This is a genomic window from Pseudomonas sp. GW821-FHT07B01, assembly GCF_059419065.1.
In genome coordinates this window covers 1-12818 of record NZ_JBWKRA010000030.1, presented here as the reverse complement: position 1 = coordinate 12818, position 12818 = coordinate 1, and the positions used below count along the sequence as shown (strand labels likewise).

The window sequence follows — 12818 nt, the reverse complement described above, 5'->3', positions numbered from 1 at the left end:
TGCTTCGGCTGACCAAAAGGAGTTCGCCCACTACATGGCCGTTCCAGATGACTCACCCAGCGACGAATCGCTGCTGGCCCGCTACCGAACCGGTGACGCTGCCGCCTTCGAAGCCTTGTACACGCGCCACCGCCAGGGCCTGTACCGCTTCCTCGTGTCCCTGTGCAACAAAGCCGAACTGGCCGAAGAAATCTACCAGGACACCTGGCTCAGCCTGATCCGCAGCACCACCCAGCCACAAGGCCGGGCGAGTTTTCGCACCTGGTTGTTCCAGATCGCCCGCAACCGCCTGATCGACCACTGGCGCAAGCACGGCATCCACAACCCTTTGCTCGACAGCTACGATGAACAGCTGCACGCCCAGCCCGACCACAGCGCTGGCCCCGAACAACAGCTGAGCCTGAGCCGCGACCAGGCCCGCCTCGACGCCGCCCTGCAAGACCTGCCCGAAGACCAGCGCGAAGTCTTCCTGCTACGCCTGCACGGCGAGCTCGAAGTACCGCAAATCGCCACCCTCACCGGCGCCCCGCTGGAAACCGTAAAAAGCCGCTTGCGTTACGCCCAGCAGAAACTGCGCCGCCTGCTGGCCGAGGAGATAATCGCATGAACGACTCCCGACACACCCCTGACGACGAGATGCTCCAGCACTTTCGTCAACACAGCACGGGCGAACCGCTCGCGTCCCTCGACGCCTTCATCCTCAACGCCGCCCGCCGCGAAGCCCCCAAGCCCGCGCCCAACCTGTGGCAGCGTTGGCTGCGTGCGTGCCAGCAACCGCGCTGGCAAATGGCATTCGCTAGCCTGGCCGGTGTGGCGTTGCTGGTGGGCGTGATCACGCGCACCCCCGAGTTGGACCCGGTACACAACACACGTCTCGCTGCCCCGGCCGCGTTCTCCGCGCCTGCGCCGATGAGCGCGCCGCCCCGTGCCGAGTCCTACAGTGCCGAAATGAGCAGCGATGCCTTGCCCCAAGGCAAGCTGGCCAAGCGCGCTGCGCCGCAACCTCTTGAGCTTGGCTTGCAGGAAGTAGCGCGCCTGCGCGCGGCGGGGGATGAGGCCGCGGCGACGGCCAAACTTGCCGAGTTGCAAAAGCGCTTCCCTGGGCAAAACCTGGAAGAACGCCTTAAAAGCTTGCCGCCGCACTGACCCCGTGGCGATGGTATCGCGCGATACCATCGCCGCTTGGCGGCAACGGGTCATAAGCATATGAATTTATATTCAGTTGCAGGGGGAGTAATTGCTGCTAGTTTAATCAGCGAAAGACGTCATTGTTCCTGCTGGCCAACAGAGCGGGTCATGTTTTCATTGGATGAAAAGTTGCAAGCGGACTTCAAGGATTAAAGTCTTCTCAGCATTCGCTACATGGCCACTGGGAAATAGCTCTACCTGTTGGAAGTCCATTCAATTGGATTAATGAACGGTACCTGATATGACGGCGACGCTGAATTACTCACTTGCACAGGCAATACCTGAACTGCAACAACCCTTGGATATATTCGAGCTGAAAGAGTCCAATGTACGCTCTTATTGCCGGGACTTTACCGATACGTTCAAAACCGCCGAGGGATCAACGCTGACCAGTGAGCAAGGTCAGCTTTTCATCGACTTTTTCAGCGGTGCCGGTGCCTTGAACTACGGGCATAACAACCCGGTATTAAAGTCCGCGCTGCTCGACTACATTGCGCACAATGGCATCACTCATGGCCTGGACTTCAAGACCACCGCCAAGAAAGCCTTTCTCACTGCATTCGAAGCGCAGGTGCTCGCGCCGCGCGACCTGCGTTACAAAGTGCAGTTTCCTGGGCCCACCGGCACCAATGCGGTAGAGGCCGCGATCAAGCTGGCGCGCAAGTACACAGGGCGCCAGAACATCGTAGCCTTCACCAATGCCTTCCATGGAATGTCCCTGGGCAGCCTGGCCCTGACCAGCAACCCGCGTAAGCGGGCCGGGGCGGGCGTTACCCTCAGCAACGTCACCTTCATGCCCTACGATGGCTATTTCGGCGACGAGGTGGACACCTCGCTGTACTTGGCCACTATGTTGCGCAGCGGCAGTGGCATCGACAAACCAGCGGCCATCGTGCTGGAAACCGTGCAAGGCGAGGGCGGCGTCAACAGCGCCTCGGCTGCCTGGGTGCAAGCCGTGCAGCGCATCGCCCAGGCCCATGACATTCTGCTGATCATCGATGACATCCAGGCGGGCTGCGGGCGCACGGGTGACTTCTTCAGCTTCGAAGCCCTGGGCGTCACCCCGGACATCGTGACCTTGTCCAAGTCCATCAGTGGTTATGGCTTGCCCATGTCGCTGGTATTGCTGGCGCCTCACCTGGACGTGTGGGAGCCGGGAGAGCACAACGGCACATTTCGCGGTAACAACCTGGCGTTCGTTACCGGCAAGGCGGTAATCGACCACTATTGGAGCGACGCAGGCTTTACCCGGGCGCTCAAGGCCAAGGCGGGCGTGCTGCATGAGGCCTTGCAGGGCTTGTCCGCAGGCTTCGCCGCCAAGGCGCCCAACCGCCTGAAGGGGCGCGGATTTTTCAGGGGTATCGAGTTCGAGGATGTAAGCCTTGCGCAGAAAGTCGCTGCGCGTGCCTATGCCCACGGGCTGATCATTGAAACCTCCGGCATCGATAACCAAGTGCTGAAGTTTCTTCCGGCCCTGACCATCACGGCTGCGCAGATCGCCCAAGGCGTGCAGATTCTGGAGCAGGCGTTTGCCGAGGTGACCACACCATGAGCGATGCAGTTTTTACTCGGCATGCGTCACTCGATGACGCCGCCGCCATCGCGCCGTTGTTGGACAAATACCGCGAGTTTTATGGTGAGGCATCCGACCTGACCCGCTCGACGGCCTTTATTCAACAACGCTTCTATTTAGGCGAGTCAATTATTATCGTCGCGCTGGTAAACAATGAAATCATTGGGTTTACACAACTGTTCCCGAGTTTTTCCAGTGTCACGTTAGAGCGCCTGTGGATACTTAATGATTTATATGTTGAGGCGTCCAAACGCAGGGCGGGGGTTGGCCTGGCCTTATTGAATGCGGCCAAGACGTTCGCGGAAACAACCGGCGCCAAACAGTTGTTCATTGAGGGCGCGGACGATAACCCAAAGGCTCGAAACTTATACACGCGCTTCGGGTTTATCGAAAACACGGCGTATCACTATTACCATCTTCCACTGAAGCCAATCCAGGGATAGGAGCTTTTCCATGTCAGACACTGTTTTCGATATCGTAGGTATTGGTTTTGGTCCCTCCAACCTGGCGTTGGCTATCGGGCTGCAAGAGTCGGCTTCAGCGCTGACCTATCGGTTCCTCGACGCCAAGCCCACCCCCGACTGGCAGGATGAAATGCTGCTCAGCGGCTCGGACATCCAGAACAACCCCTTGCGCGACCTGGTCACGCCGCGCAACCCGCGCAGCCACTATGGGTTCGTCAATTACCTGAAAGAAACCGGGCGCCTGTTCGATTACCTCAATCTGCCGCTGACATACCCGTTGCGGCGTGAATATGCCGAGTACATCAAATGGGTGGCCGGGCATTTTCTCGCCAGTGTTGAATCCTCAGCGTTCGCCCACCGGGTCGAGCCGTTGCTATTCAAAGGCGAGCAGGTGTGGAAGGTGACCTATAACGACCAAAGGGTCATCTACGGGCGCAGTCTGGTGCTGGGCACCGGGCGCACGGCGAATATACCAGCGGTGTTCGAGGGCCTGACCGGCCCTCGGGTGTTCCATCTCAATCACTACCTGGAGCGTCTCAACCAGCTACCCCAGAGCGTGCAGCGCATCGGGGTGGTGGGGTCCAGCCAGAGCGCCGTGGAGATTGTGCTCGACCTGACCGCCAGGTTCCCGGACAAAGAGATTTACTCGCTGCACCGCAGCTTCAGCTTCCGCCTCAAAGACACCAGCCCATTCAGCGACAAGGTGTATTTTCCGGAATTTATCGACTACTACTTCAACCTGCCGCCCGAGGCCAAGGCGCGGGTGGACAAGCAACTGCGCGGCACCAACTACAGCTCGGCCGATGAAGACGTGATCAACGCGCTATACGTGCGCATCCATGAGGAAAAACTGCAGGGCAAACAGCGTATCCACATTCTCAACAACATCGCCATCGAGCAGGCGCAGATCAACGCATCAGGGCAGGTGGAACTGGCGCTCAAAGAGGTCAACCAACTGACCCACTCGACCCTCGCGTTGGATGCGCTGGTGCTGGCTACCGGTTTCAAGGACATTGCCGCCAAGGAAAATGGTGAACTCTATCCACCGCTGTTGGCGCCTTATCACGCCCGGTTCCGAGCGGACACTCATGGCGCGCTGGTGGTGAACCGCGATTACAGCCTGACGGCGCTGGATGAATTGCCTGCCGTGTTCCTTAACGGCTTATGCGAAAGCTCCCATGGCCTGGGTGACGCCGGCTCATTCAGCCTGATTTCACTGCGGGTCGAACATATCCTCGCGTCCCTGGAGGCAAAGCTAGCGCAGGCCGAGGCTCCGTTGCACGCACTGGCCTGATCGGCTCTCGGCAGCGGCCTGCGCGGTCCGCTGCCTCATACAAGGAGTTCCCATGTTTACAGCAGCATTGATCTACATCCTGGCGGTGATAAGCCCGGGCCCCAACTTCATCATTGTCAGCCGCTTCGCCTCGCTGGGCTCGGTGTCGACCGGCATCGGCGCGACCCTGGGCATCTGCACGGTCGGGGTGTTTTTCTCGACGATTTCGTTGCTGGGCCTGGCGGCTTTGTTGCACCAGTACCCGGCGTTTTCCAAAGTCGCCACGTTATGCGGTTCGGCGTACCTGCTGTACATCGCGTACAGCATCATCAAAAGCGTGCTGGCCAAGAACACCGGCACGGCCGAAAGCACCGCACCGGGCGCGACCAGCTTCGCCAAGGCCTACCGCGTGGGGGTGATCACCAATATCAGCAACATGAAAACCATCGCTTTCATGATCAGTATCTATGCCGGCTTTCTCTCGGTTCCGCGCTCGGAGATCGACAAAGTGCTGGTGGTGATGCTGTGCTCGACCCTGGAAGTCATCTGGTATTCAGTGGTGGCGCTGCTGTTCGGCCAAGGTCCGATCAAGGCGCTGTTCCTCAAGTACACCCGGCAGATCGACGTCGGGCTGGCCGTATTTCTGGTGGCGTTCTCACTGAACAACGCCATTCCTGTGCTGATCGCCAGTCGATGAGGTTGGGTCATGGAATGGAACGCGTTGCTCAAGGATGTGGGGGTGCGCTTCAAGCATCGTAGTTGGTTGTTGATTGACCTGAAGCCGGAGGCGTTGGTGCTAAGCGATTCAACGGGGGAACTGACGAGGGATTATCCGGGGGTGACGTTGATTTTGGACTGCTGCCTTGAGGGCATTTTCCAAGTGATCGACAGCTTTGGGCAGGGTATCAATTACGCAGCATCACTGCAGGCTGTTCGGCGCAGGGCTTACTCCGTGCCGGTCGCGTTAGCCAGGGAGGTGGCTTTTCAAGATTTCAAATGGGCGTGCTGAAGGCCCATATAAATAGCCCCAGGTCGTTGGCCTGGGGCTTTCTTATAACCCGCCGTGAGCCCGGTACCAGGCCACCGTGTCCGTGAGGGTCTGCTCCAGCACGCGAAAACTCAGCCCCAGTTCCTCTTCACTTTTGCGGTGGTCAAAGCGGGTACGGTGCTCCTCGCGTATCAACAGCCGCAACGTCGCCATGCTCAGCAAGATGGGCTTTCCGGTCAGGTAGGCGTAGGCCTCTTGCACCGCTGCCAACAGGTACAGCGCGGGCAGCGGCAGTTGGCGCGAGGGTACCTTGACCCCGGCAATACGCCCCAGCACCGGCATCAGCTGGCGCATGGTCAAGTTGCGACCGGCCGCGAGATAACGCTCGCCCCGTCGCCCGCTTTGGGCGGCAGCAATGTGCGCCCAGGCCACATCGCGGGCATCGACCAGAGAAAAGGTGCCCGGAATCAGCCCCGGCAGCTTGCCGTTGATAACGTCCCGGACCAACTGCCCCGAAGACGTCGGCCCACGGTCACCCGGCCCCCACATCCAACCGGGCAAGACCATGCAAGCGTGCATCTGCGGATGGCTTTCAAGAAACCTCAACACCTCCCGCTCAGCTAGGATCTTGCTGCGGTAGTAGTCGTCCGCATCGGCTTCGGCCCGCAGGCACGTCTCGTCGATCGGCGTACCGGGGGCACCGTCGAGCACGGCGATCGACGAAGTATGTACAAACCGTCGCACACCGGCGTCATACGCCAGTTGCAGCAGGGCTCGCGTACCGGCGACATTGATCTTTTCCAGTTCCTCCCAATGGCTGCCGCCCTTGTAGTTATCGCGAAAAAACGCCGCGCAGTGAAACACCGTATCGCAGCCTTGCAACGCCGCCGCGAAGGCATCCACATCCGCCATGTCCCCCACCACCTGCTCCACGCCCGGCACATCGCCGAACTGCTGCGCACCCTTGGCCGCCGAGCGCACCAGCGCCTTCACCGCATAACCCCGTGCGACCAGCTCCCGTACCAGGTTGTTGCCCAGCAAGCCGGTGGCACCGGTCACAAAGGTGCTGCGCAAGCGATTGGGGTTCGTGTTCATACAGGCCATTCCATTTGTTGAGAAGGCCAGTAGATATACCGGTCAGCCTGCGCCGTAAAAACAGCGCCTGCGGCATAATGGCTTTGCACATCTGCACACCAGGGAAGCGCGGAGATATGGCATTGCAGGCAAATTGGGACGATCTTCGACTGCTGCTGGCAGTCTCACGGCGCGGCAGCTTTTTACAGGCAGGCCAATTACTGGGTATCGCGGCCTCTACCGTCTCCCGCCGCCTCACCCAACTGGAAACCGCCCTGGGCGAACCACTGGTGGAACGCGGCGTAGAAGGCTGCCGGCTCACCTCCCGAGGCCAAGCCCTGGTAGACGTCGCCCTGGCAGCCGAATCCGGCCTGCGACGCCAGGCCCCCGTGGACGGTACGCCTGCAACCCTCAGCGGCACCGTGTTGGTGAGCGCAGGCGAAGGCTTTTCTGCCAGCGTACTCGAAGCCGCCAGCCGCTTCACAGCGCAGCACCCAGGCTGCTCCGTAGAAATCCAGGTCACCACCGACTTCCACAAAATCGTACGAGGCGTGGCCGATATAGCCATACGCACCGCACACCTGGGTGAGCCCTCCCTGATCTACCGAGGGCTCGGCAAACTGGACTACGGGGTATTCGCCACCGCCGAATATCTGCAACGATTCCCTGCGCTAACCCCAGCCACTGCCGCCAGTATTGCCTTGCTGCCACCGCTGGACCTGCTCCCGCAAATGCGTGCGGCGAAAGCTGCCGGACTGGACCATGCGCCGATCAGGGTGAGTTCGTTTGCGGTGCAGCTTGAATCGGTGAGGCGGGGGATGGGGGTGGCGGTGTTGCCGCGTATTTTGGCTACGGGGTTGAGTGAGGTTTTTCAGGAGATAGAACTGCCGGCGATGGAGGTTTATTTGGTGACGCGGCCACAGGCGTTGAAGCAGGGGCATATTCAGGGGTTTTTTGGGGTGTTGGAGGGGGTGTTGCGCGGTGAAATTTCAAGCCTGGAAAAGCAGCATTCCGGGAATTCATCAAGGCCTTCGTAATACTCAACCCATCGGGATGTAGGCGCTTAGCCACTCGTAGCAACATCGAGTTGCGCGTGCAAGTGGCTCACAAAAAAGCCCCGGGTCTTAAGACCTCGGGTGTTTCATTCATATCTGGCTCCACACTTCTGCGGCGATGGTGCTGGCGTCCTTTGACATTTCCAACACACCAATGCGTTCTTGCCATTCCTCGAATTTGACAGGTAGAAAGGACGCATTTGTAATGCGCAGCGCAGCTTCGGTGATATACCTCTAAGGCATTAACTGCATCTCCGACAAACCGTATTCCCCCAACGAATACAGCAACGTCCCATACCCCAGCTGGACGTAGCCAACCCTGTCAGCACCATAATCCCCGCCACCACCTTCCACTTGGACGTTATTTGCCATGGCCTGCACATTCGGTGCGCTAAGGCCCTTTCGCACGGCGTAGTGGTTGTAGAGCAGTTCCCATATCGGACGGGTTTCGCCGCGATGATCGGCAGAGATGACGGTCTGTTTGAAGCTGCTGTTGGGGATGGGAGTAAACGGCACCTCCTGGCCAAGGTTGTACTTGGCCACATACTCGGCGCCCTGCAGCACGCGGTTGTTCTGGTAGCCGAACAGGTCGTTGCCCTGGCTCCAGGCCATTTGGCAGAAACTGCCGAGCAGGGCTATGTCGAGCATGGCGTGTGACTGATCACGTCCGCTTTCCTGGACTTGACCAAGGCCATCGCCGTAGAGCTTCCACACCGCGTGGGCGATGGCGCCGTTACCGGTGCCGTGCTTGAAGTAGTCGACGGCCTCGTTGTAGAGATCGCGGCGGTCGGTCAGTACGCCGATGGCCAGCATCGAGTTCATGTTGGCTAGGTCCCAGCTGGCCCCATGATGATCAGGCCGGGCGCCGTCGTGGTTCACCAGGAAGTCATGATTGATGGGGTAGAACACAGTGAGCATCATGCCTTGAAAACGCTGGAAATCCTCCGCCCGCCACTTTGGGTAGCTGCGCAGCAGTTCGGCCGCGTTGGCCAGTTGGTAGCCGTACAAGCCTGCCACCAAAGCTCTGCCGGGCTTGTCTTTGATCGCGGTGAGGGTCAAGGCCCACTGGTTCAAAATACTCACGGCCTTGTCGGCATACGCCGGGTTGTTGGAGATCTGCCAGCGCAGGGCCAGTGCATACGCGGCGGCTGCGTCGTTGAACAGAACACTGTCGTTATTCGGGCCGCCTGAAGTGCGGTACACCACCGGCACCGGGTTGGGCTGCCAGTCTAATGAGGCATGGGGGTTGGCGATCAGCTTCTGCCAGCCTGCCAGCCACGGCTGGTTATAGTTGGCCAGCTTCTCGCGTATCCGCGTGAAGTCCTCCCGGGTCTGGAGCAGGCCAGGATGCACGAACGCTTCGGTATGCAGGATGGGGGAGGCTTGACTGCCGATACTCATCAATAGCGCATAGAGCAGCACGGCTCTTTTGGACAGGTACTTCAAACGGATCATCGTGTGTACGCCCTGATGGGGAGAACCTTGCGCGGTCTGAAAAGCCATTCGCACAGGACCGGAATCTGCCCCAGGGATAGTCCAGATGAAGCCTGCATACCCGGGGCTTGTTGTCAGAACGTGTAGTTGATTGCAAACAGGCCCAAGCCTGCGGTTTCGCGCCTTACCAGCGGGCTGTCGCTGGCCTGGTCAGCGTATTGAGTCAGCGTCAGGCTGGCCAGCGTTGACCAGTGCGCGTCGAAGGTGTGCTGCCAGTTCAAGGCAGCGGAGTAGGCATAGATCCCGGCGTCGGCGGTGTACTTGCTGTAGATCGAGCGTTGGCTCTGAGCCTGGGTGACGCCGAAGAACGTCTGGTTGTAGCGGCTATCGCCGGCATGGGCGTCGATGGCCAGGCTCAGGGTGTCGCGGTTTGTGTGCAACAAGATGCCTTCCAGGCCAAAGCGGTAACGGTTGCCTCGTTGCTCGCCGGCCATGCGCAGTTCGGCTTCGCCGTTGACCGACAGCCAGTCAAGCAGTTGTTGGCTGAGGGTAAAGTCGGCGACGGTTGCGCCGTTGATATCGCCCATACCTCTGAGCTCGTCGCCGCCCGGGCTGGTGGTGCTGTCCTTCTCTTTGCGGCCCAGGTCGTAATTGATCGCTGCGCTGGCGCTAAAACCACTGTCGGATTGAAATTGCAGGCCCACGCCGCGAGTGGTGTCGGCGAACAACGCTCCGTGCTGGATGCTGAGCATCGGCAGTACGAGCGGACGGTAGCGGTCAGCACCCATGTAGCGAGGCGTGACACCCATGCCAAGGCCCAGGGTAACGGTGGTTTCTTCGGCTGTCGGGCTGGCGTCGGTCGCCTGAGCCTGGGGCGCGAGCGCGCAGCACAGCAGCGTGACGGCGCCCAACAGAACGTTGTGGGTAGGGGAGGTGGTGAAGTTCATGGTCAAGCCCTATGTGCAAAAGAAGACAGCAGTGCGCCCGCCGACGCGCGACACAACGCCTCCCTCTGATCGAGCTGTTCAGGCCCGTTGATAGGCTTGGACAGCGATGCAGTGGTCGGCATAGGATCGGCTCGCGAAAGCGGGCGTAGGGCAATACTGGCAGCGCACTTTCAATAAACCGTTCGTAAATTATCAAGGTTTCATCAAGAGGCTTCTTTGTGTCAGGAAAACGTATCCTCATCGTCGAAGACGACGCCGACAGCGCCAACATTCTCGAAGCCTACTTGCTCCGGGATGGCTATGAGGTGGCCCTGGCCGAAGACGGCCAGCGCGGTCTGGACCTGTACAAAAGCTGGCAGCCCGACCTGATCCTGCTCGACGTGATGCTTCCGCGCTTGAGCGGCACCGAGGTGTTATCCGCCGTGCGCCGTAGCAGTGACACGCCGGTCATCATGGTCACGGCCATGGGCGACGAACCGGAAAAGCTCGGTGCCTTGCGTTATGGCGCGGACGACTATGTGGTCAAGCCTTACAGCCCGCGCGAAGTGGTGGCGCGGGTGCACGCGGTGTTGCGGCGCACCACCGGCAACCAACCGGTCGAACACCTGCTGCGCCATGAAAACCTGCGGGTGGATCTTGTTGCGTTTACCGCGGCCATTGAGCAGGGCGAAGCACCACCGCAATGGCTGGACCTGACCCCAACGGAATTTAAGCTGCTGGTGACGTTGCTCAAGACGCCGTCCAAGGCCTTCACTCGTGATGAGTTGCTGGAAATCTGCCTGCCGGAAAGCGAAGCCCTGGCCCGCGTCGTCGACACCCACGTGCACAACCTGCGCCGCAAGCTGGAAAACCACGGCATCACCGGCGTTCTGGTCACGGTGCGCTCCATTGGCTATAGATTCAGGTAACGCACATGCTTGAGCAACCGCGGGTCAACGACAAACCCATGTGGCGCTGGATCGGCCTGCGCATGAGCCTGCTGGCGATCGGCGCGGTGGTGGTGATCTCGGTGTGCATGTGGATCAACGTCACACTGTCGGACTGGTATTTTGTGCAGCATCTGCCGCCTGGGCCGCGTGAGGAGCTGCTGGCGTTGCGCGCCGAGCCAGAGCTCAATGAGGCACGCTTGCGTCAAGTGGTTGCCCAGTACTATCCGCTGGACTATTTCCAGCCGGCTATCGCCAATCGCGACTGGCTGATACTGATCGGCCTGGTGCTGGCCGCGATCCCTATCATCATTGGCTTCGGCCTGTGGTTTTCGCGGCCCTTGTCCAGCCAGTTCTCGGCAATTGCCCAGGGCGCCCGGCGAGTCGCCGGCGGTGATTTCCTGACGCGCCTGCCGGTGCACCGCGACGCGCCCGACGAGCTGCAACGGCTGGTCAGCGACTTCAACAGCATGACCACGCAACTGGAGCGCTATGAGCGCGATGTGCGTGAATCCAGCGCGGTCATTGCCCACGAACTGCGCACACCCTTGAACGCCGCCATGGGGCGCGTGCAGGGTATGCTCGATGAGGTATTCCCCAGCGATGCCATGCAGTTGGGCATGGTCAAGCGTCAGCTCGATCAACTCAGAAAGCTGGTGGATGATTTGCACCTGTTGTCGATGGCTCGTGCTGGCCGGCTGGTGCTGGAGCGCAGCGAGTTTTCTCTGGCAGCTCTGGTGGCGGAGCGGTTGGCGTGGTTCCAGCCGCAGTTGGATGAGGCTTGCGTGCTGACGCAGGTCAGTATTGCTGATGGGCTTCGTATGCATGCCGATCGTGATCGCCTGGGCCAAGTGATCAACATTCTGGTCGATAACTTGCTGCGTTATGCGGCCGGGGGAGGCGAGTTGAATGTAACGGCGCGCCGGGTTCACGGTTCGGTGGTGATTGAAGTCGGTGACCGAGGGCCAGGTATCGAAGCCCAGCATCTGGACAGCGTGTTCGACCGCTTCTGGCGTGCAGAGCGCTCCAGGGCACGTTACTCGGGGGGGAGCGGGCTAGGCTTGTCCATCGCCCGTGCGATCTGCCAGGCCCATGGCGGTACCATTACTGCCCGCAATCTGGTCGAAGGCGGTACGCTGATCAGGGCGGAGGTTCCTGTGTAGGCGTTTCTTCTTTGCTTGAGACCGGCGCTCAAGGCGGTGAAATCGTAATGATCGTAGAGCTGGAAAACTGCTTGGGAAAAAGGGGGGAGAAAAGGGGATTTATTTTCACCTCTACTATCCCGACGCGACTCAACACTCTCTCACCACCCACCAAACCAAAAACAAAAAAGCCCCAGATCTCCCGACCTGAGGCTTTTTCATTTCATATCTGGTGCACCCGGCGGGATTCGAACCCACGACCCCTGCCTTCGGAGGGCAGTACTCTATCCAGCTGAGCTACGGATGCTTGTGCGGGCGACATCATACCCATGTCGACCTGATGCGTCCATTCCGGCATTTGCCCCGCCCCCTGTCGTCCATTTCCGACAAAAAATGGCTAATCGCCACCCTCATTCACAACTCCCCGCGCCGCGCGTCCCTTTGTTTGCTTTGCTCTTGTGGCTTTAAACCCGCTTCCACGCCGCAATTCCTCAGGTGAACGCATGCATTCCAAAGGAACCGTGATGCTCGATCTCCCGCTCAGACAAACCCTGCTGGCTCGCTCCGATTTGTTTCGAGGTATGCCGGAGCACCTTTTGCGCTATGTCGCCACCCATATGGTGGAGCGCACGCTGGATGATCGTGAGCTGTTGTATTTCAAGGATGACACCCTCGAATTCATTGCGCTGGTGGTGGAGGGTCGGATTTATTCGGTGGTGCATGGGCCGGATGGGCGCGAGCAGATTATCGGCAG

At 59.7% G+C, this 12818-nt stretch carries 13 protein-coding genes, 1 tRNA gene and 1 pseudogene; 11 read left to right on the top strand and 4 right to left on the bottom strand.

Features of this window, described 5'->3' with window-relative positions:
• Positions 1-34 precede the first annotated feature (34 nt).
• The 7 genes from AC07S6_RS24485 (at position 35) to AC07S6_RS24455 (ending at position 5507) form a co-directional block, all read left to right on the top strand.
• Positions 35-607 carry an RNA polymerase sigma factor gene (locus tag AC07S6_RS24485; RefSeq protein ID WP_495113224.1) on the top strand — a complete coding sequence of 191 codons (573 nt, stop codon included), beginning with the start codon at positions 35-37 and terminating at the stop codon, positions 605-607.
• The gene (locus tag AC07S6_RS24480; protein ID WP_495113223.1) at positions 604-1146 is read left to right on the top strand and encodes a hypothetical protein; all 543 of its coding nucleotides are present in this window, start codon (positions 604-606) and stop codon (positions 1144-1146) included. The genes AC07S6_RS24485 and AC07S6_RS24480 overlap by 4 nt, the downstream gene beginning before the upstream one ends.
• A 340-nt stretch (positions 1147-1486) precedes the next feature.
• Positions 1487-2740 carry a diaminobutyrate--2-oxoglutarate transaminase gene (ectB, locus tag AC07S6_RS24475; protein WP_495113244.1) on the top strand — a complete coding sequence of 418 codons (1254 nt, stop codon included), beginning with the start codon at positions 1487-1489 and terminating at the stop codon, positions 2738-2740.
• On the top strand, positions 2737-3204 hold the full coding sequence (locus AC07S6_RS24470) for a GNAT family N-acetyltransferase (RefSeq protein ID WP_034134588.1): 468 nt from the start codon (positions 2737-2739) through the stop codon (positions 3202-3204). Before ectB ends, AC07S6_RS24470 begins: the two co-directional genes overlap by 4 nt.
• A 10-nt stretch (positions 3205-3214) precedes the next feature.
• Positions 3215-4519 (top strand): SidA/IucD/PvdA family monooxygenase, encoded by a 1305-nt coding sequence (locus tag AC07S6_RS24465; RefSeq protein ID WP_034134589.1) that lies wholly within the window; start codon positions 3215-3217, stop codon positions 4517-4519.
• A gap of 52 nt (positions 4520-4571) precedes the next feature.
• Positions 4572-5195, top strand: coding sequence for a LysE family translocator (locus tag AC07S6_RS24460; protein WP_034134590.1), 624 nt, complete (start codon positions 4572-4574; stop codon positions 5193-5195).
• A 9-nt stretch (positions 5196-5204) separates the two neighbouring features.
• On the top strand, positions 5205-5507 hold the full coding sequence (locus AC07S6_RS24455; protein WP_495113222.1) for a hypothetical protein: 303 nt from the start codon (positions 5205-5207) through the stop codon (positions 5505-5507).
• 42 nt (positions 5508-5549) lie between these two features.
• On the opposite strand, the gene AC07S6_RS24450 is transcribed toward AC07S6_RS24455, so the two are convergent.
• Complete coding sequence (locus AC07S6_RS24450; protein ID WP_495113221.1) at positions 5550-6581, bottom strand: SDR family oxidoreductase; 1032 nt, start codon at positions 6579-6581, stop codon at positions 5550-5552.
• A gap of 116 nt (positions 6582-6697) precedes the next feature.
• On the opposite strand from AC07S6_RS24450, the gene AC07S6_RS24445 reads away from it, so the two are divergent.
• Positions 6698-7597, top strand: coding sequence for a LysR family transcriptional regulator (locus AC07S6_RS24445; protein WP_495113220.1), 900 nt, complete (start codon positions 6698-6700; stop codon positions 7595-7597).
• Between the two features lie 252 nt (positions 7598-7849).
• Here the strand turns inward: AC07S6_RS24445 and AC07S6_RS24440 are convergent, their stop codons facing one another.
• Entirely contained in the window at positions 7850-9070 is a 1221-nt protein-coding gene (locus AC07S6_RS24440) for an alginate lyase family protein (protein ID WP_495113219.1), read from the bottom strand.
• 113 nt (positions 9071-9183) lie between these two features.
• Entirely contained in the window at positions 9184-9996 is an 813-nt protein-coding gene (locus AC07S6_RS24435) for a MipA/OmpV family protein (RefSeq protein ID WP_495113218.1), read from the bottom strand.
• 218 nt (positions 9997-10214) lie between these two features.
• Between AC07S6_RS24435 and AC07S6_RS24430 the strand changes: the two genes are divergently transcribed.
• Together AC07S6_RS24430 and AC07S6_RS24425 are read left to right on the top strand one after the other, a co-directional pair.
• Positions 10215-10904, top strand: coding sequence for a response regulator (locus AC07S6_RS24430; protein WP_003187519.1), 690 nt, complete (start codon positions 10215-10217; stop codon positions 10902-10904).
• 5 nt (positions 10905-10909) lie between these two features.
• Complete coding sequence (locus tag AC07S6_RS24425) at positions 10910-12085, top strand: sensor histidine kinase (protein ID WP_019819932.1); 1176 nt, start codon at positions 10910-10912, stop codon at positions 12083-12085.
• Between the two features lie 209 nt (positions 12086-12294).
• Here AC07S6_RS24425 and AC07S6_RS24420 read toward each other — a convergent pair.
• A tRNA-Arg gene (locus tag AC07S6_RS24420) sits at positions 12295-12371 on the bottom strand.
• 196 nt (positions 12372-12567) lie between these two features.
• Between AC07S6_RS24420 and AC07S6_RS24415 the strand changes: the two are divergent.
• Positions 12568-12818: pseudogene (locus AC07S6_RS24415) on the top strand (Crp/Fnr family transcriptional regulator); the annotation flags it as partial.

Excerpts from the sequence above, each read along its gene's own strand:
- AC07S6_RS24480 (WP_495113223.1), top strand. The coding sequence starts at position 604 with ATGAACGACTCCCGACACACCCCTGACGACGAGATGCTCCAGCACTTT.
- AC07S6_RS24460 (WP_034134590.1), top strand. The coding sequence starts at position 4,572 with ATGTTTACAGCAGCATTGATCTACATCCTGGCGGTGATAAGCCCGGGC.
- AC07S6_RS24440 (WP_495113219.1), bottom strand. The coding sequence starts at position 9,070 with ATGATCCGTTTGAAGTACCTGTCCAAAAGAGCCGTGCTGCTCTATGCG.
- AC07S6_RS24435 (WP_495113218.1), bottom strand. The coding sequence starts at position 9,996 with ATGAACTTCACCACCTCCCCTACCCACAACGTTCTGTTGGGCGCCGTC.
- AC07S6_RS24445 (WP_495113220.1), top strand. The coding sequence starts at position 6,698 with ATGGCATTGCAGGCAAATTGGGACGATCTTCGACTGCTGCTGGCAGTC.
- AC07S6_RS24485 (WP_495113224.1), top strand. The coding sequence starts at position 35 with ATGGCCGTTCCAGATGACTCACCCAGCGACGAATCGCTGCTGGCCCGC.
- AC07S6_RS24465 (WP_034134589.1), top strand. The coding sequence starts at position 3,215 with ATGTCAGACACTGTTTTCGATATCGTAGGTATTGGTTTTGGTCCCTCC.
- AC07S6_RS24455 (WP_495113222.1), top strand. The coding sequence starts at position 5,205 with ATGGAATGGAACGCGTTGCTCAAGGATGTGGGGGTGCGCTTCAAGCAT.
- AC07S6_RS24450 (WP_495113221.1), bottom strand. The coding sequence starts at position 6,581 with ATGAACACGAACCCCAATCGCTTGCGCAGCACCTTTGTGACCGGTGCC.
- AC07S6_RS24470 (WP_034134588.1), top strand. The coding sequence starts at position 2,737 with ATGAGCGATGCAGTTTTTACTCGGCATGCGTCACTCGATGACGCCGCC.
- AC07S6_RS24425 (WP_019819932.1), top strand. The coding sequence starts at position 10,910 with ATGCTTGAGCAACCGCGGGTCAACGACAAACCCATGTGGCGCTGGATC.